Source organism: Thermotoga sp. Cell2 (genome assembly GCF_000789375.1).
Lineage (GTDB): Bacteria > Thermotogota > Thermotogae > Thermotogales > Thermotogaceae > Thermotoga > Thermotoga petrophila.
The window spans coordinates 639,934-658,307 of sequence record NZ_CP003409.1 but is presented as its reverse complement, the minus strand read 5'-3'; the positions used below and the strand labels follow the sequence as shown (position 1 = coordinate 658,307).

Annotated in this window: 14 protein-coding genes; 10 read left to right on the top strand and 4 right to left on the bottom strand. The window is 46.3% G+C overall.

Annotated features, from left to right (window positions below; all coding sequences use genetic code 11):
• Positions 1-4: 4 nt before the first annotated feature.
• The 6 genes from CELL2_RS03340 (at position 5) to hup (ending at position 7,020) form a co-directional block, all read left to right on the top strand.
• Complete coding sequence (locus CELL2_RS03340; protein WP_038033389.1) at positions 5-1,213, top strand: inorganic phosphate transporter; 1,209 nt, start codon at positions 5-7, stop codon at positions 1,211-1,213.
• Between the two features lie 13 nt (positions 1,214-1,226).
• Complete coding sequence (gene dnaN, locus CELL2_RS03335; RefSeq protein ID WP_038033391.1) at positions 1,227-2,327, top strand: DNA polymerase III subunit beta; 1,101 nt, start codon at positions 1,227-1,229, stop codon at positions 2,325-2,327.
• A gap of 10 nt (positions 2,328-2,337) precedes the next feature.
• Entirely contained in the window at positions 2,338-4,218 is a 1,881-nt protein-coding gene (gene mnmG, locus CELL2_RS03330) for a tRNA uridine-5-carboxymethylaminomethyl(34) synthesis enzyme MnmG (RefSeq protein ID WP_038033393.1), read from the top strand.
• Positions 4,215-4,934, top strand: coding sequence for a pseudouridine synthase (locus tag CELL2_RS03325; protein ID WP_038033394.1), 720 nt, complete (start codon positions 4,215-4,217; stop codon positions 4,932-4,934). The genes mnmG and CELL2_RS03325 overlap by 4 nt, the downstream gene beginning before the upstream one ends.
• On the top strand, positions 4,894-6,567 hold the full coding sequence (uvrC, locus tag CELL2_RS03320; protein ID WP_011943269.1) for an excinuclease ABC subunit UvrC: 1,674 nt from the start codon (positions 4,894-4,896) through the stop codon (positions 6,565-6,567). The genes CELL2_RS03325 and uvrC overlap by 41 nt, the downstream gene beginning before the upstream one ends.
• Before the next feature lie 180 nt (positions 6,568-6,747).
• Positions 6,748-7,020 carry a DNA-binding protein HU gene (gene hup / locus CELL2_RS03315; RefSeq protein ID WP_011943268.1) on the top strand — a complete coding sequence of 91 codons (273 nt, stop codon included), beginning with the start codon at positions 6,748-6,750 and terminating at the stop codon, positions 7,018-7,020.
• Between the two features lie 28 nt (positions 7,021-7,048).
• On the opposite strand, the gene mnmE is transcribed toward hup, so the two are convergent.
• Genes mnmE through CELL2_RS03295 form a run of 4 tightly spaced genes read right to left on the bottom strand, consistent with a single transcriptional unit; the run spans position 7,049 to position 12,136 of the window.
• Entirely contained in the window at positions 7,049-8,401 is a 1,353-nt protein-coding gene (mnmE, locus tag CELL2_RS03310; RefSeq protein ID WP_038033396.1) for a tRNA uridine-5-carboxymethylaminomethyl(34) synthesis GTPase MnmE, read from the bottom strand.
• A gap of 4 nt (positions 8,402-8,405) precedes the next feature.
• The gene (locus CELL2_RS03305; RefSeq protein ID WP_011943266.1) at positions 8,406-10,712 is read right to left on the bottom strand and encodes a homocysteine S-methyltransferase family protein; all 2,307 of its coding nucleotides are present in this window, start codon (positions 10,710-10,712) and stop codon (positions 8,406-8,408) included.
• Positions 10,696-11,304 (bottom strand): Vitamin B12 dependent methionine synthase activation region, encoded by a 609-nt coding sequence (locus tag CELL2_RS03300; protein ID WP_012896218.1) that lies wholly within the window; start codon positions 11,302-11,304, stop codon positions 10,696-10,698. Before CELL2_RS03300 ends, CELL2_RS03305 begins: the two co-directional genes overlap by 17 nt.
• Positions 11,291-12,136 carry a methylenetetrahydrofolate reductase gene (locus CELL2_RS03295; protein WP_038033397.1) on the bottom strand — a complete coding sequence of 282 codons (846 nt, stop codon included), beginning with the start codon at positions 12,134-12,136 and terminating at the stop codon, positions 11,291-11,293. Before CELL2_RS03295 ends, CELL2_RS03300 begins: the two co-directional genes overlap by 14 nt.
• A gap of 64 nt (positions 12,137-12,200) precedes the next feature.
• Between CELL2_RS03295 and CELL2_RS03290 the strand changes: the two genes are divergently transcribed.
• From CELL2_RS03290 to ackA, 4 genes are all read left to right on the top strand, one after another.
• Positions 12,201-13,433: a hypothetical protein gene (locus CELL2_RS03290; RefSeq protein ID WP_038033398.1), complete on the top strand. Its 1,233-nt coding sequence runs from the start codon at positions 12,201-12,203 to the stop codon at positions 13,431-13,433.
• 74 nt (positions 13,434-13,507) lie between these two features.
• Positions 13,508-16,153 carry a pyruvate, phosphate dikinase gene (gene ppdK / locus CELL2_RS03285; protein ID WP_038033399.1) on the top strand — a complete coding sequence of 882 codons (2,646 nt, stop codon included), beginning with the start codon at positions 13,508-13,510 and terminating at the stop codon, positions 16,151-16,153.
• A 47-nt stretch (positions 16,154-16,200) separates the two neighbouring features.
• On the top strand, positions 16,201-17,142 hold the full coding sequence (gene fba / locus CELL2_RS03280; protein ID WP_038033400.1) for a class II fructose-1,6-bisphosphate aldolase: 942 nt from the start codon (positions 16,201-16,203) through the stop codon (positions 17,140-17,142).
• 12 nt (positions 17,143-17,154) lie between these two features.
• Positions 17,155-18,366 carry an acetate kinase gene (gene ackA, locus CELL2_RS03275; RefSeq protein WP_011943260.1) on the top strand — a complete coding sequence of 404 codons (1,212 nt, stop codon included), beginning with the start codon at positions 17,155-17,157 and terminating at the stop codon, positions 18,364-18,366.
• Positions 18,367-18,374 lie beyond the last annotated feature (8 nt).

Sequence of the window (18,374 nt, the reverse complement as noted above, 5' to 3'; positions counted from 1 at the left end):
CAACGTGACAATACTCATCGTAGCTGGCATACTTGGTTTCATCATGGCTTTCTCCATAGGAGCCAACGACGTGGCGAATTCCATGGCCACAGCCGTTGGAGCAAAGGCCATAACTGTAAGACAGGCATCCATTATTGCGATGTTTCTCGAGTTTCTTGGAGCGGTTATGTTCGGCTCTCATGTCTCCCAGACGATTGTCAAGGGAATAGTAGAGGTGGAGAAAGTTCAACCGGTAGAACTCATGTATGGTGCACTGTCAGCCTTGATCGCAGCTTCACTCTGGATCCTGATAGCGACCAACTGGGGTTATCCCGTTTCCACCACCCATTCTATAGTCGGAGGAATGATAGGATTCGGTCTTGTGGCGGTAGGCATAGATGGCGTGAACTGGAAAACGTTTCTCTTCATAGTACTTTCCTGGGTTGTTTCACCTGTTCTCGGCGGTTTGATTTCCTTTGTGATGTTCAAACTGATCTCTCTTTCGGTGTTCCACACAAAAAATCCGAAGAAATCTTCCACTGTGGCTATTCCGTTTTTCATATCTCTTGCGGTTTTCACAATGATATCTCTTTTTGTAAAAAAGACGCTCAAACAGCCTCTCAGTGAATCTTTTCTGCTCGGTATTGCTTTCTCTCTCGTAACATTTTTCGTAGTTCACTTCGCTGTGAGAAAGCTGATAAACGAAAAGAAAGATGTGTACGAAGCGGTTGAAGATGTGTTCAAGCGCGCTCAAATTCTCACTTCCTGCTACGTTTCTTTTTCTCATGGAGCCAACGACGTTGCCAACGCGGCAGGTCCTGTAGCAGCGGTCATGATCGTTGCGTCAACGGGTGTTGTTCCAAAAACCGTTGAGATACCCTTCTTGGCGCTTCTTCTTGGGGGAATTGGTATCTCACTTGGTGTGTTCTTCCTTGGGCAGAGAGTGATGGAAACGGTAGGTGAAAAGATAACGACGCTCACAAATTCCAGGGGATTCACCGTGGATTTTTCCACTGCGACGACGGTTCTGCTCGCTTCGTCACTTGGGCTTCCTATCTCCACGACGCACGTTGTGGTGGGAGCTGTCACGGGTGTTGGCTTCGCCAGAGGACTTGAAATGGTGAACGTTGGTGTGTTGAAGAACATCGTTATATCCTGGCTTCTCATAGTACCAACGGTGGCTGCGACTTCCGCAGCTGTTTATTGGGTTCTGAAACTGATATTAAAATTCTAATGGGGGTGTGACGATGAAAGTAACTGTTACGACTCTTGAATTGAGGGACAAAATAACTATTGCCTCAAAAGCACTCGCAAAGAAATCTGTGAAGCCCATTCTTGCCGGATTTCTTTTCGAAGTGAAAGATGGAAATTTCTACATTTGTACAACCGATCTTGAGACCGGAGTCAAAGCAACTGTGAACGCTGCTGAAATCTCCGGTGAAGCACGATTTGTAGTACCGGGAGACGTCATCCAGAAGCTGGTCAAAGTTCTTCCAGATGACATCACAGAACTTTCTTTAGAGGGGGATGTCCTTGTTGTAAGTTCTGGAAGTACTGTTTTCAGGATCACCACCATGCCTGCGGACGAATTTCCAGAGATAACACCGGCCGAGTCCGGAATAACTTTCGAAGTCGACACTTCACTTCTCGAGGAAATGGTTGAAAAGGTCATCTTCGCCGCTGCCAAAGACGAGTTCATGCGAAATCTGAATGGAGTTTTCTGGGAACTCCACAAGAATCTTCTCAGACTGGTTGCAAGTGATGGTTTCAGACTTGCACTCGCAGAGGAGCAGATAGAAAACGAGGAAGAGGCGAGTTTCTTGCTCTCTTTGAAGAGCATGAAAGAAGTTCAAAACGTGCTTGACAACACGACGGAGCCGACTATAACGGTGAGGTACGATGGGAGGAGGGTTTCCCTGACGACAAGCGACGTGGAAACGGTGATGAGAGTAGTCGATGCTGAATTTCCTGATTACAAAAGGGTGATCCCCGAAACTTTCAAAACGAAAGTGGTAGTTTCTAGAAAGGACCTTATGGAATCGTTGAGAAGAGTGATGGTAATCGCCACCAAGGGAAGCGAGTCCGTGAAGTTCGAAATAGAAGAAAACGTTATGAGACTTGTGAGCAAGAGTCCGGATTATGGTGAAGTGGTTGATGAAGTTGAAGTTCAGAAAGAAGGGGAAGATCTCGTGATCGCTTTCAACCCGAAGTTCATCGAGGACGTTTTGAAGCACATTGAGACTGAAGAGATCGAAATGAACTTCGTTGATTCTACCAGTCCCTGTCAGATAAATCCACTCGACATTTCTGGATACCTCTACATAGTGATGCCCATCAGACTGGCATGAGGTGATTGGTTTGAGGCCTGAGGACGATCGTGTCTACGATGTGATCGTTGTGGGAGCCGGTCATGCGGGAATAGAGGCGGCTCTTGCGGCTGCTAGAATGGGTTTCAGAGTACTTGTCCTCACGGTGAATCCGGACACCGTGGGATGGGCTCCATGCAATCCCGCCGTAGGTGGTCCGGCAAAGGGTGTTGTGGTTCGTGAAATAGACGCTCTCGGTGGAGAGATGGCCAAAACAACCGATGAGACGATGATAAACGTGCGAATGCTGAACGTGAGCAAAGGGCCCGCTGTGAGAGCTTTAAGGGCTCAGATAGACAAGATCTCGTACAGCAGAACGATGAAAAGAAAGCTGGAAACGAATCCGAACATAGTGTTGAGACATGGTATCGTTGAAAGAATTCTAACGGAGAAGGGAAGAGTTAAGGGAGTTGTGGACAATTACGGGATAGACTACCTGGGAAAAGCTGTGATCGTGACAACCGGGACTTTTTTGAGAGGAAAGATATTCATCGGTCGTTCCACATTCCCAGCGGGTCGGATGGGAGAGTTTCCAGCGACAAAGCTCACGGAAAGTCTCATAGAACTGGGATTCGAAGTTGGTAGATTCAAAACAGGAACGCCGGCTCGTGTGTTGAAGCGCTCTATAAACTTTTCCGTTATGGAAAGGCAGGACACCTCGGATGAACCCCTTGCTTTTTCCTTCTTTGACGAACCGAGAGTACTCTCGAAAGATTACCCCTGCTGGCTGACCAGAACGAACCCGGAAACCCACAGCATAATAAGACAGTATCTGGAATTTTCGCCCCTTTATGGAACGGTCAAACTCATAGAGGGAATAGGACCAAGGTACTGTCCTTCCATAGAGGACAAGGTTGTCAAATTCAAAGACAAAGAATCGCATCAGGTCTTCGTAGAACCGGAAGGAAGAGACACGGAGGAATACTATCTGAACGGTTTGAGTACGAGCCTGCCCTATGAAGCACAGATAAAGATGATAAGAAGCGTGAAAGGATTGGAAAACGCTATCATCACTCGTCCTGCCTATGCGATAGAGTACGACTACATAGATCCCAGGCAGCTCTATCCCACGCTTGAATCCAAACTTGTGGAGAATCTCTACTTCGCAGGTCAGGTGAACGGGACGAGCGGATACGAAGAAGCGGCTGGTCAGGGTATAATCGCCGGTATAAACGCTGCTCTCAAACTTCGGGGAGAACCTCCTCTCATCTTGAAGAGGTCCGAGGCCTACATTGGTGTTCTGATAGACGATCTGGTAACGAGGGGAGTGGATGAACCATATCGGCTTCTCACTTCAAGGGCCGAGTATCGTCTTCTTCTACGCCATGACAATGCTCATCTGCGGCTGGCGAAGTACGGCTATCGGGTGGGGCTGATTCCCAAGTGGTTCTACGAAAAGGTATTGAGTCTTGAACGCAGAATAAACGAAGAGATCGAACGTTTGAAGAAGGTTGTTGTAAAACCTTCTGACAAGATCAACGATCTTTTAACTTCTCTGGGAACCAGTCCTCTCAAAGAGTCGGTCTCCCTATATCAGCTCTTGAAACGTCCTCAATTGAGTTACAGTGCGCTGAAGTTTCTGGATCCGAACCCTATAGATGATCCAGAAGTCGTGGAACAGGTGGAAATAAACGTGAAATATGAGGGATACATTCAGAAAATGTTCGAAGAGGTCGCCGTCTTTGAGAAGTATGAGAATTACAAGATACCGCACGATTTAGATTACGATGCAGTTCCGAATCTCTCCACAGAAGCGAGGGATAAATTGAAAAAGATCAGGCCGAGATCCATCGGTCAGGCTATGAGAATCCCGGGGATAAATCCTTCCGACATTTCGAACCTCATAATCTACCTGGACAGGGAAAAACAATGAGATTGGACAGGTATCTTTCGAACAGTGGTTTGGGAACAAGAAAAGAAGTGAAAAAACTGATAAAACAGGGCAGGGTGACCGTTAACGGGAGAGTAGTGCTCGATCCTGATCATCCTGTGTCGGAGAACGATGCAGTTGCGCTCGATGGTGAGACAGTGAAGCTTCACAGAAAGGTTTACATTCTCTTCTACAAGCCTTCAGGATACGTGACCAGCACGAAAGATCCCCATTCGGAAACCATCATGGAATTTCTTCCCCCATTGAAAGGAATTTTCCCCGTTGGAAGGCTCGATAAAGATGCCGAAGGTCTCCTGATAATAACTAGCGATGGTGATTTCGCTCATCGTGTGATTTCGCCGAAATGGTCTGTAGAAAAAGAGTACATTGTGAAGGTAGAAGGAGAAGTCACAGAAGACAAGATAGAAAAGTTGAAAAATGGTGTGACTTTAAGGGACGGTTTTTTCGCAAAAGCGAAGTGTGTGGAGAAGCTGTCGAACGACACGTTGAAGATAGTTATAACGGAGGGTAAATATCATCAGATCAAACGGATGACGGTTGCTGTGGGTCTAAGAACAGTGCATTTGAAGAGAACTAGAATTGGCAGACTCGTTCTACCCGAGGACATGAAACCTGGAGAGTACAGATTCTTGAGTGAAGAGGAGGTGAAGAAGGTTTTTGAAAGAGAAGATCAGAAAGAAGATACTCCTCGCTCCTGAAGAACCTGGTGTTTACATCTTCAAGAACAAAGGTGTTCCCATCTACATAGGAAAAGCAAAGAGATTGTCCAGTAGATTGAGGAGTTACCTCAATCCCCAGACGGAGAAAGTGTTCAGAATTGTCGAAGAGGCCGACGAACTGGAAACGATCGTTGTGATGAACGAAAGGGAAGCGTTCATACTCGAGGCGAATCTCATAAAGAAGTACAGGCCAAAGTACAACGTTCGTCTCAAAGACACGAATTTCTATCCTTACATCAGGATATCCGATGACGAAATACCGTACGTTGAAATCGTGAAGAGAAAACTGAGGGATGGAACGTACTTCGGCCCCTACACCAGTGTTCAATTCGTCAGAAATCTGCTGGAAATACTCCAAAAAATAATGGGATTCAGAACCTGTAAATCTGATTTGAAAAGAATAAAGAGGCCCTGTTTTCTTTATCACCTCGGTAGGTGCACCGGCCCGTGCATTGGAAATATAGAATCGCATGGAGAAGCGGTAAGAAGGCTGAAAGAGTTCCTCTCGGGGAACATGGAAGAAGTCTTCGATTATCTGAAAGAAAAGATGGAAACTCACAGCAGAATGCTCGATTTCGAGAACGCTGCAAAGTACAGGGATCTTCTTTTGAATCTGTCGAATGTTCTGGAATCTCAGGGAGTGGTTTTTGAAGAAAGTATCAGCTGTGATGTTCTGGTCCACGCACACGATCTGTTCGTGGTTCTGAGAGTCAGAAATGGTTACCTGGTAGGGAAGATCTCCTTTGAAATGGAAGGGGGAAATGTGGAAGATTTCATCAGAGAATACTACGTATCCGGGAGAGGTGATATCCCGAAAACTCTCATTCTGGAGAGTGATCTGGATGAAATGGATTACTCGTCTCTCGGTTTTGAGTATGTAGGACCGCCGCGTTCCACCACAGAAGAAGATCTCCTTGAGAAAGCAAAGAAGAACCTGGAAAACGAGTTAAAAATGAGAGGATTGAGAAAGGAAGCGCTCGAAGAATTGATGAAGCTCCTGAACATGAAGGATTTTCCGTACAGGATAGAAGGGATCGATATTTCTCATCTTCAAGGAAAATACACCGTGGCTTCTCTGGTGGTGTTCGAAGATGGATTTCCCAAAAAGAGCGATTACAGACGTTACAAGATCGAACAGGATCATCCAGATGATTACGAATCGATAAGAACAGTCGTGAAAAGAAGATATTCGAAACACCCGCTTCCAAATCTTCTGTTCGTGGATGGAGGAATAGGGCAGGTGAACGCCGCTGTCGAAGCGTTAAAGGAAATAGGAAAGGACTGTCCCGTGGTTGGACTCGCGAAGAAGGAAGAGACCGTTGTCTTTGAGAACAGAGAAATAAAACTTCCACACGATCACCCGGTTTTAAGACTCCTCGTTCAGATAAGAGACGAAACACACAGATTCGCTGTGAGTTACCACAGAAAGCGGAGGGAGAAAGAATCACTCAGGTCTGTTCTTGACAGTGTGCCCGGAATAGGTCCCATTAGAAAGAAAAAGCTCATTGAATACTTTGGTTCTCTGGAGAATATTCGTTCTGCCTCTCTGGAAGAAATAGCAAGGGTCATTGGTAGTGCTGAGATAGCGAAAAGAATCCTGGATGTTTTGTAAATTTTCTGTAACCAATTCTAAATTTTATCTTATATTTCGAAATTCCGCTTTTTATGGGGATTTTAGAACTTTCAGGCTTCGAAGTGCTTTTGTAAAGGGACTTGCAACACCCCACTGTAAAATGGTATATTTACAAGCAGTGAGAAGGATGCTTTACAACCCTAGAAAGGAGGGGGTTTCATGAACAAAAAGGAACTCATCGACAGGGTGGCGAAGAAAGCAGGTGCGAAGAAGAAGGATGTAAGAGTGATTCTCGACACCATTCTTGAAACGATCTCAGAAGCTCTCGCAAAAGGGGAAAAGGTTCAGATCGTTGGGTTCGGAAGCTTTGAGGTGAGAAAGGCTGCTGCAAGAAAAGGCGTGAATCCTCAGACAAGAAAACCCATCACCATTCCCGAAAGAAAGGTTCCGAAGTTCAAACCCGGAAAAGCTCTCAAAGAGAAGGTCAAGTGATAGGGGAAGGGGAACCCCTTCCCCTCATTCATTTTCCAACGCAGAAATTGGAGAATATGGTATCAAGCAGATCTTCCCTGAAGCTCCTTCCTGTCACTTCATCGAGAAGATTGAGAGCCCTCTCTAGATCTATAGAAGCCATATCAACCGGCATTCCTTCCTTCAAAGACTTTATAGCGTCTTCCAGATGTCCTTTAACGTTTTCAAGCAACTGCTTTTGTCGAAGGTTCGTTATAAGGGAATCAGAACCTCTTTCAAAGATCTCCTGAGTTTCTCTGTAGATGGATTCTTCCAGCTTTTCAAGTCCTTCTCCTTTCAGGGCAGATATCTTCACCATGTGTCTGTCTGTTCCGAGTTTGTTTTTTATCTCCTCTTCATTTATCTTCTCCACCACATCCACTTTGTTTATCACCACAAGATAGCGTTTGTTCTTTATCCTTTCGAGGATTTTTCTGTCCTCTTCGTCAAGTGGTGAAGAAGCATCGAGCACAAACAGTACTATGTCAGCTTTCTCTATTTCCTGAAGAGTTCTCTCTATCCCCAGTCTCTCGACCAGATCGTTCGTTTCCGATCTCACACCCGCTGTGTCGACTATCCTGAAAAGAATTCCTCTTATGACGATTTCTTCACTGATAACATCCCTTGTTGTTCCGGGTATATCTGTGACGATCGCCCTGTCCTCGTTCAAAAGTCGATTCAGAAGAGTAGATTTTCCCACGTTGGGCTTTCCCGCGATGACCATCCTGAGTCCTCTGTTGAGAAGAATGCCTGCATCTGCTTTTTTCAGTTCTTCTGTGAGCTTTTCTTTTATTCGCTCCAGCCTGGTCACCACTTCGCCTGTGTTCGTTTCTATCTCGTCTGGATAATCGAGCTCTACCCGTATCTCAGCAAGGACTTCTATGAGTTCTCTTCTCAAGCTCTCAACAAAGTCCTTCAATCCTCCCTTGAGGTTCCTCAGGGAGAGTTTCAAACTGGTTTCACTTTTTGCCTCTATGAGATCTCTCACAGCCTCTGCCGAAGTGAGATCCATTTTTCCGTTCAAAAAAGCTCGTTTTGTGAACTCGCCGGGTTCAGCCATTCTCGCTCCAGATTTCAAGAAGAGATCCAGCAGCTTTTTCACCACGAGCGGTCCTCCGTGGCACATCACCTCTACCATGTCCTCTCCTGTGTAACTCTTCGGTGATTTGTAGAAAACGACCACTACCTCATCCACATCTTCTCCGTTTTCGTGGATCCAGCCGTGGATTGCCTTTCGTGGAACGATTTTCGATCGCGTCCGAAGGTGTTTCTGAACGATTTTCCAGCTATCTGGACCGCTCAACCTGAGAATCGCGATTGCTCCTTTTCCGGGAGGGGTAGCTACAGCGACAATGGTGTCCACAATCTCATCTCCCGAGAGATTTCAATATTTTTACCGCTTCGGAAGCGTTCCTTGCGTAATAGTCCGCTCCTAGCTCCTTTGCAAGTTTTTCGTTCAGGGAAGCACCACCCACTATGACGGGGATTTTCAGGTTCTTTTCTTTGAGCTTTTCCACAACTTCCTTTATTCTTCCGACGGTGGTTGTCATCATTGCAGACAGACCGAGTGCAACGGGTCTTTCTTTTTCCACGGTTTCCAATATTTTCGATGTTTCCACGTCCTTTCCAAGGTCCACCACGCGGTACCCGCTGCTTCTGATGACAGACGCCACTATGTTCTTTCCTATGTCATGCACATCACCCTTGACTGTTGCAATGACGAACGTTTCACCCTGACTGTCTGACGGAAGCATCGATGTCAGTTTGTCGAACGCGGGTTTCACCGTTTGAGCGGCGAGGATGAGTTGCGGAAGAAAGATTTTTCCCTTATCGTAGAGTTCTCCAATACGCTCCATCGCCGGCCTCAATTGTTCTTCTATTATGGAAAGAGGATCTTTTTCCTTCAGAAAATCCTCCACGAGCCTCTCGAGTTCCGACCGGTTCCCGGAGAGTATGATTTCAACCAGTTTTTCTTCCTTCACTTCAGCTCTGGGAAGTTCCTTCTTCTCTAATATCACAAGTGTAGCGTTCAAGGTCTTCATTAGTATTTCGTCGAGGGGATTCATGATGGCAGAGCTCAGGCCTTTAGATATTCCAAGAACGAGAAAAGCGGTGTTGTAATAACTTCTGTCAGGAAGTCCGAAAGACAGATTGGAAAGACCAACAGTCGTGTTGAAACCCCTGTTTGAAATGAATTCTATGGTCTTCAGTACTTCTACCGGTTTTCCTTCTGCACCGAGAGGCAGAACTCCTGGATCGAAGATCACTCTGTCTGAGAAATTGTGTCTCTCCAGGATTTTCAGAGCCTTTTCGAAGTACTCTTTTCTCTCTTCGAAGCTTTTTGGAACGTCTTTTCCCATCAAAAGTACGATGAGTGTTCCACCGTATTTCTTCAACAGGTTTATTTTCTTTTCGAGTTCTTCTTCATCCACCTTGGACGAGTTGAAAAGGGGTCTTCCCGGGTAGGTTCTGAGCGCTTTCTCTGTGAGGTCAACGCTTTGGATGTCCAAGGAGAGAGGAACGTTCGAAACATACGGAAGTGCCTGAACGATCTTTTCCACGTATCGTACGTCTATCTGGGATTCTATCCCGAAGTTCACATCGAGCACTTCCGCACCTTTTTCCACCTGTGTCTTTGCTTCGTTGATCACGATTTCTTCGTTTCCTTTCTGCATCTCCGCCCATAGCTTCTTTCTACCTGCCGGGTTTATCCTCTCTCCTATGACAACAAAGTGATCGAACGTCACGAGTTTTGAAGGAGAAGAAACAGCAAATATTCTCTTTTTCTTTCTTTTAAGAGGCTTTCTATTTCCAAGAACTTTTCTGAAGAGCTTCACGTGTTCAGGGGTGGTTCCGCAACAGCCTCCGAATATGTTCACACCGAGTTCGTAATAGGAATCTATATGAACGGCAAAGTCATGTGGTTTCAAAGGATACACGGTTTTCCCGTTTTCCACGATGGGCTTTCCCGCGTTCGGTTCAACTACGAGAAACTTGTCTGTGTACTGGGACAGTTCCTGAAAAATGGGAAGGATCTCTTCGGGCCCGAGTGAACAGTTTATACCGAGGGCATCGACATCCAGTTCATCGAACGTGATGGCGAAGTTTGCGGGATCTGTCCCTGTGAGACTTCTTCCCTTCTCATCGAATGTCATGTGGGCAATCAGGAAAACATCACGGGAGACTTCCCTTGCCGCGAGCACAGCGGCTTTCAACTCTAGAATGTCCGAGAACGTCTCAAAGATGATTCCATCCACACCTTCCTCGACCATTATCTTCACGGTTTCTCTGAAGTTCTCGTAGAATTCCTCGAACAAAGTGTTTCCGAGTGGATAGGGAAGTTCTCCCGTCGGTCCGATATCTCCAAAAACAAGCTTTTCTCCAGCTGCTCTTCTTGCGATTCTCACAGCGTTTCTCACAATAGGATCCAGTTTGTCCTCCAGGCCGTGTTTTCTCAGTTTCATCCTTGTGGCACCGAACGTGTTCGTCAGAATGACATCCGATCCACTCTCTATGTAACTTCTATGAACCTTCAGCACCACGTCGGGTGCTTTTATATTCAGCTCTTCGGGAAGGTCATCGTATCCGTACTTCATGAACTCCGTTCCGTAGGCTCCATCCAAAAGCAACACTCTCTCTGAAAGCAATTTTGAAACCTCACGTCTGTTTCTCATTCTTCTCCCTCCAGCCTACGAATGCTGTGATGGTTTTTCTGGGAACGAGCACGTAAGAGTCTTCGAACACATCGACGTCCACTTCTTCCTTGAAAATTTCGACGATCTTTTTGTTCAAGGAAAGCGGGAGGTCTCCATATCCGGGTGAAATTCTAAAACTTCCCTCCAGGTTGGATCTTTTCATTCTGAGCTCCGCATCCACCTTTCTCAAAGCGTACTCCACCATCTCTGAAGCGATTCCATCGATGAAGAACGCGAGAAGATCCTCTCCTTTTCTAAAGTATTCCTCTATCTTTTTGTCCACCTTTTTTCCGAGGGTCGCAAGAAAAACTGTGATGATCTTACTCCCAGAAAGGTGTTTCGTTGCAAGTTCACCCGTGAGTTCCATGTTGTCGAAAGAGAGAGAACCGTCCACCTCGAAATCTCGCCACAGAACCACAGGTTTCGCCACATCGTGAAGCTCTTCATACGCCCTTTTCACCATTTTCCTGAATTCTTCGGGTATCTCTTCTGCTCTTCCAAAACCGAGTTTTGACTTCAAAACGTTGTTTGGAATCTTTATATCTTTTGGGTCTATTTCAACTTTTGGCAATTTCTACCACCTTCCTGATTTTTTCGAGATCTTTCACTATGGCCACTATGTAGAAACCATCCAGTACATCTTTTGTCTCTTCAACGAATCTGAGCACACTTTCAAAGCTTTTTTCTTTCAGGTAATCGTCTCCCTTCTCCGCGGAATTCACTATCTCATCGGGTATTTCTATTCCAGGAACGTTCGAGAAGTAGCCCATCTGTTTTGCGTTTTCAAAGAAAACTATAGAAGCGAGAATTTTCGTGTTCAGTTCTTCCTTGATCTTTTTTGCCACCTCGCTGTTGAAAAGCGGCTGGGTGACAAGGAAATCAACGCCGGCTTCAATCTTCTGTTTGGCCCTTTCTACGTCTTCATCGCTGAAGGGATTCAGCGCACCACCGACGAAGAAATCTGTTTTTCCATAGATCTTGTTTCCGGCAAGATCTGTTCCTTCGTTCATGAGCTTTGTGAGTCTTATGAGGTCTAAGATATCTATATCGTTAACGGAGGTCGTTTCAGGGTAATCACCGTGGGAAGGATTGTCTCCGGACAGAAGGAGCAGATTCTTCACTCCGAGGGCATGACAGCCCAGAAGGTCAGATTGTATTCTTATCATATTCCTTGTGTTCCTCGTAAAGTGCATGAGAACATCTTTTCCGCTTTCCACAAGAAGGTGGGAAGCAGCCCAGGGAGCCATTCTCACTCTTCCCATCGGCATGTCGGTCACCGTGAACGCGTCGATGCCAGTCTTCCAGGCTTCTTCGGTGAACTCCATGAATTTATCCAGATTTGTGCCTCTTGGTGTCAACACTTCCAGAACAACGCATTTTCCTGTCTCGAGAGATTTTCTCAACGTGCTACCTCCTTTCCTGTGTTATCATAAGTTTTGGTGAAGAAAAAAGAAGGAGGTTCTGAACATGAAGAAAGGGATAATTTTTATCCTGCTGATTCTCACGGCCCTCTCTTTTTCACAAATATTAAACTATGTACCGGAGAATTTCAAGGTGATTCGATATGTGAAGGATTTATCAGAGTTCTACTCCGAGGTCAAAAGCCTTTCTACCGGCCGTTTCCTGACAGAGAGCCTCGGTCTTGAGATGATGATACAGGGTGTTCTGGAGTCCCAGCTTATCAGCAGGGATATAGAGCCTTCCGACTTCTACGATCTCCTCTCTCACGAATTTCTCTTTGTACAGCTCGACAGCGAAGACACTTGCTTCGTTCTGGGACCGTCTGAAAAGACAAAGAAACTGAAAGACAGCATAAAGTCTCTCGTGGTTGATCTGCTGGGAATGGAAGATGTGGTCGTTGCTGAAAAAGATGGGTATCTCTTCTTAGGAACAGCTAAAGCAGTGAACGCTTCTTTGAAGGGTGGGGGAAAGATTCCCGATACTCTGAAAACCGCAGATTTCTTTGGCTACGGTTTGCTGCAAGGTGAGAAGTATTCCTTCACCGTTGTGAGCACAAAAGAATCCGCGGGTGATCATCTCTCGATAAAGGTGGAAATCATACCAATGGATGATACTTCCAGAAACTTCCTCGAAAAAGTTGGACAGCCGAGGAAAGTCCCATCTGATTACTACACGTTCGGAGAATTGACGGTGATTTTCAACACGGAGAATTACGATGGATTGTTAGACGTTCTCTCCAGCGCTGGATTTTCTATAGAAAGCGAGAATCTACCTGTTCAACTTCCCGAATCGGACATTGAGAAAGTTGTCAAAAATCTCTTTGAAGAACTCGAACCTCCAATGTTCTTGAGTGCGAATGTATCTTCAGCGGTTATGGACCTGATAGCCGGATCCACTCCCACCAATCTCGAAGTTGTTGCAAAAGCCAGGCTGAAAACCCCTGATGCAGTGGAAAACGCTTTAAAAACCGCGGGAGTTCAGTACAGGAAGGAAGGCAGGTGTTTTGTTCTGGAAAATGGATTATCGATTTGCACAGAGGGAGACACAGTCGTTCTGAAAAGCGAGCAATTTTCTCCCAGAGATCTCGATATCACGCCTGCAAAGAACGACGTTTTCTTCCTCTTTCTCGATATGAAAGCTGTCATGGAATCGCTTGTGGGAGAGGGTGAGGAGGCTTACATCTTTGCGAGGGGCTTCTACAAAGATGGGAAGATGGTTTTCTATGTTAACGTGAAATGATACCGAAGTTAATCGTGCGGTTTTGATTTTATAATAAATTCTTGGATACGAAAGGAAAAGGAGGGAGTCAGAAGATGGCAAAGAAATACGTGTATTTCTTCGCAAACGGTAAGGCAGAAGGCCGAGCGGACATGAAAGATATCCTCGGTGGAAAAGGTGCCAACCTCGCAGAGATGACCAACCTTGGAATTCCTGTTCCTCCCGGATTCACCATTTCTGCGGAAGTTTGTAAGTACTACTACGACCACGGAAGAACTTATCCAGAAGAACTGAAAGAACAGGTTGAAGAGGCAATGAAGAGACTCGAGGAGGTTACTGGAAAAAAGTTCGGTGACCCCAACAATCCACTCCTTGTTTCCGTCAGATCTGGTGCAGCCATTTCAATGCCTGGAATGATGGACACCGTTCTCAATCTTGGTCTCAACGATGAGACAGTGAAAGGATTAGCAAAACTGACGAACAACGAAAGGTTTGCCTACGACGCTTACAGAAGATTCCTTCAGATGTTCGGTGATGTGGTTCTGAAGATACCTCACGAGAAATTCGAAAAGGCACTCGAAGAACTCAAGAAGGAAAAAGGTGTGAAACTCGACACCGAACTGGATGCAGAAGACCTCAAAAAACTCGTTGAAAGATACAAACAGATCTACAAGGAAGAAGGAAAAGAATTTCCGCAGGATCCCTGGAAACAGCTCTGGCTTGCGATCGATGCGGTGTTCGGTAGCTGGATGAACGAGAGAGCTATCAAGTACAGAGAAATTCACGGAATCAAAGAGGGAGATCTCCTCGGTACGGCTGTGAACATCGTCGCGATGGTCTTTGGAAACATGGGAGAAGACTCCGGAACGGGTGTCGCTTTCACAAGAGACCCGAACACTGGAGAGAAGAAACCTTATGGAGAGTTCCTGCCCAACGCCCAGGGTGAGGACGTTGTTGCGGGTATCAGAACCCCCCTCAAACTTGAAGAGTTGAAGAACAGAATGCCGGAGGTCTACAATCAGCTCCTTGAAATAATGGAAAGACTCGAAAAACACTACAGAGACATGCAGGACATCGAGTTCACCATCGAAAAAGGGAAACTCTACCTGCTTCAGACAAGAAGTGGAAAGAGAACATCTCAGGCAGCTATCAGGATCGCCGTTGACATGGTCCACGAAGGACTCATCACCAAAGAGGAAGCTATTCTCAGAGTGAGACCTGAAGACGTCGAACAGGTGCTTCATCCTGTGTTCGATCCAAAAGAAAAGGCCCAGGCAAAAGTCATCGCGAAAGGGCTTCCTGCGTCTCCAGGTGCTGCAACGGGTAAGGTCGTTTTCAACGCCAAGAAAGCCGAAGAACTTGGTAAAGCAGGTGAACAGGTTATTCTTGTGAGACCTGAAACCAGCCCCGAAGACGTCGGAGGAATGGCCGTTGCACAGGGAATTCTGACCTCCAGAGGAGGAATGACCTCTCACGCTGCCGTTGTCGCGAGAGGAATGGGTAAGCCAGCAGTCGTCGGAGCAGAATCCATAGAAGTCCATCCTGAGGAAGGCTACTTCAAAGTGGGAGACGTCGTTGTAAAAGAAGGAGAATGGATCTCAATCGATGGAACGACCGGTGAGGTTCTCCTTGGAAAAGTGACAACAATAAAACCACAGGGTCTTGAAGGACCAGTCGCAGAACTTCTGCAGTGGGCCGATGAGATCAGAAGACTCGGTGTGAGAACCAACGCAGATATACCGAGAGACGCGGAAATTGCGAGAAAATTCGGTGCTGAAGGAATTGGGCTCTGCAGAACAGAACACATGTTCTTCGAAAAGGATAGAATACCCAAGGTTAGAAGGATGATCCTCGCAAAGACAAAAGAAGAAAGAGAAAAGGCTCTGGATGAACTTCTGCCACTTCAGAAAGAGGACTTCAAAGGATTGTTCAGGGTGATGAAAGGACTTCCTGTCACCATAAGGCTCATAGATCCTCCTCTTCACGAATTCCTGCCGCAAGAAGATGAACAGATCAAGGAAGTTGCCGAACAGATGGGAGTCTCCTTTGAGGAACTCAAGAACGTCGTGGAGAATCTCAGAGAACTCAACCCGATGCTCGGACACAGAGGTTGTAGGCTCACCATCACCTATCCTGAGATCGCTGTGATGCAGACCAAAGCAATAATTGGAGCGGCCATCGAACTCAAGAAAGAGGAAGGAATAGATGTGATACCTGAAATCATGATTCCTCTTGTGGGACACGTTAACGAACTCAGGTACCTGAAGAAGATCATCAAGGAAACGGCCGACGCTCTCATAAAAGAAGCTGGTGTCGAGCTCACTTACAAGATCGGAACCATGATCGAAGTTCCAAGGGCTGCTGTCACCGCCCATCAGATAGCGGAAGAAGCTGAATTCTTCAGCTTCGGTACCAACGACCTCACACAGATGACCTTCGGATTCAGCCGAGACGACGTTGGAAAGTTCCTGCCTGAGTACCTTGAAAAGGGCATCCTCGAACACGATCCGTTCAAGACGCTGGACTACGACGGTGTTGGAGAACTGGTGAGGATGGGTAAAGAGAAAGGAAGAAGCACAAGACCCGATCTCAAAGTTGGCGTCTGTGGAGAACACGGTGGAGATCCGAGATCCATACTGTTCTTCGACAAGATCGGACTCGACTACGTTTCCTGTTCGCCGTACAGAGTACCCGTTGCCAGACTTGCAGCAGCTCAGGCAGCTCTCAAAAACAAGAAATAATTGAAGGCCGGGCTTGTCCCGGCCTTTACATTGAAGGAGGTGTGACAATGCCTTATGTAAAGAGCACAAAAGAAATTCTGGAAAAAGCCAGCAAAGAGAGATACGCTGTTGGTGCGTTCAATTTCAACAACATGGAATTCCTTCAGGCGATTCTTGAAGCCGCTGAGGGAGAAAAAGCACCGGTCATCGTCGCCACATCGGAAGGGGCAATAAAGTACATAGGAAAAGGCGATATAGAGGCAGGAGCAAAACTTGCCGTTGAAATGGTGAGAACTTACGCTGAGAAACTTTCGGTTCCTGTCGCACTCCACCTGGACCACGGAAGGGACTTTAAAATCATCATGGCCGCCATAAAAGCGGGTTACTCTTCGGTGATGATCGACGCTTCACATCTTCCCTTCGAGGAAAACCTCAGAGAGACGAAGAGAATCGTGGAGATAGCTCACGCGGTTGGTATAAGTGTAGAAGCGGAACTCGGAAAACTCAAGGGAATAGAGGACAACGTGGTGGAAAAAGAGTCCGTACTTGTCGATCCAGAAGAAGCAAAGGTATTTGTGAAGGAAACAGAAGTGGATTTCTTAGCTCCAGCCATTGGAACCAGTCATGGTGCGTTCAAGTTCAAAGGGGAAGCACAGCTCGACTTTGAACGACTGAAGAAAGTGAAGGAATACACCCAGATACCACTCGTTCTTCACGGAGCTTCCATGGTTCCACAGGATGTAGTGAAACTGGCGAACGAATACGGTGCCGAGCTTTCCGGTGCGAAAGGTGTTCCTGAAGACATGTTGAAGAAAGCTATAGAACTTGGTATCAACAAGATAAACACGGACACCGACCTGAGAATTACCTTCGTTGCGTATCTCAGGAAGGTTCTCTCAGAAGACAAGTCTCAGATAGATCCCAGAAAGATTTTTGGACCTGTCTTCGAACAGGTGAAAGAAATCGTCAAAGAGAGAATCAGAATATTCGGATCTAGCGGAAAGGCGTGAGGTGAAGAGAGAATGAAAGTACTGGTGATAAACTCGGGAAGTTCCTCAATAAAGTACCAGCTCATCGAGATGGACGGTGAGAAAGTTCTTTGTAAGGGTATCGCAGAAAGAATCGGCATTGAAGGCAGCAGGCTCGTTCACAGAGTGAACGACGAAAAGTATGTGATAGAAAGAGAACTTCCGGATCACGAGGAAGCATTGAAACTCATATTGAACACATTGGTCGATGAAAAACTTGGAGTCATAAAAGATCTAAAGGAGATCGATGCCGTTGGTCACAGGGTGGTTCACGGTGGTGAAAGATTCAAAGAATCGGTGCTTGTGGACGAGGAAGTGCTCAAAGCGATCGAAGAGGTTTCACCTCTTGCACCGCTTCACAACCCTGCGAATCTCATGGGAATAAAAGCTGCCATGAAGCTCCTTCCAGGAGTACCAAATGTGGTTGTTTTCGACACAGCTTTCCACCAGACGATTCCTCAGAAAGCATATCTTTACGCTATACCGTACGAATACTACGAGAAGCACAGAATCAGACGCTACGGTTTTCACGGTACAAGTCACAGGTACGTTTCGAAAAGAGCGGCGGAGATCCTTGGGAAGAAACTAGAAGAACTCAAGATCATCACCTGTCACATAGGAAACGGAGCTTCAGTAGCCGCTGTGAAATATGGAAAGTGCGTCGATACCTCCATGGGATTCACACCGCTTGAAGGACTCGTTATGGGTACAAGGTCCGGTGATTTGGATCCGGCAATTCCCTTCTTCATCATGGAAAAAGAAGGTATATCCCCCCAGGAGATGTACGATATACTTAACAAAAAGAGTGGTGTCTACGGACTTTCAAAGGGCTTCAGCTCCGACATGAGGGACATCGAAGAGGCTGCCTTGAAAGGAGACGAATGGTGCAAGCTCATCCTCGACATCTACCACTACAGGATCGCCAAATACATAGGCGCGTACGCTGCTGCGATGAACGGTGTTGATGCCATAGTCTTCACAGCCGGTGTTGGAGAAAACTCTCCAATCACAAGGGAAGATGTGTGTTCTTACCTGGAATTTCTCGGAGTGAAGCTTGACAAACAGAAGAACGAAGAAACAATAAGAGGAAAGGAAGGCATAATCTCCACTCTCGATTCCCGTGTGAAAGTACTGGTTGTTCCAACAAACGAGGAGCTCATGATAGCGAGGGATACGAAAGAAATAGTCGAGAAGATTGGCAGGTAAAGGAGAGG

Bases quoted from the DNA above. Each gene is read 5' to 3' on its own strand.
- hup (WP_011943268.1), top strand. From the start codon at position 6,748: ATGAACAAAAAGGAACTCATCGACAGGGTGGCGAAGAAAGCAGGTGCG.
- fba (WP_038033400.1), top strand. From the start codon at position 16,201: ATGCCTTATGTAAAGAGCACAAAAGAAATTCTGGAAAAAGCCAGCAAA.
- dnaN (WP_038033391.1), top strand. From the start codon at position 1,227: ATGAAAGTAACTGTTACGACTCTTGAATTGAGGGACAAAATAACTATT.
- CELL2_RS03305 (WP_011943266.1), bottom strand. From the start codon at position 10,712: ATGAGAAACAGACGTGAGGTTTCAAAATTGCTTTCAGAGAGAGTGTTG.
- ppdK (WP_038033399.1), top strand. From the start codon at position 13,508: ATGGCAAAGAAATACGTGTATTTCTTCGCAAACGGTAAGGCAGAAGGC.
- CELL2_RS03325 (WP_038033394.1), top strand. From the start codon at position 4,215: ATGAGATTGGACAGGTATCTTTCGAACAGTGGTTTGGGAACAAGAAAA.
- ackA (WP_011943260.1), top strand. From the start codon at position 17,155: ATGAAAGTACTGGTGATAAACTCGGGAAGTTCCTCAATAAAGTACCAG.
- CELL2_RS03290 (WP_038033398.1), top strand. From the start codon at position 12,201: ATGAAGAAAGGGATAATTTTTATCCTGCTGATTCTCACGGCCCTCTCT.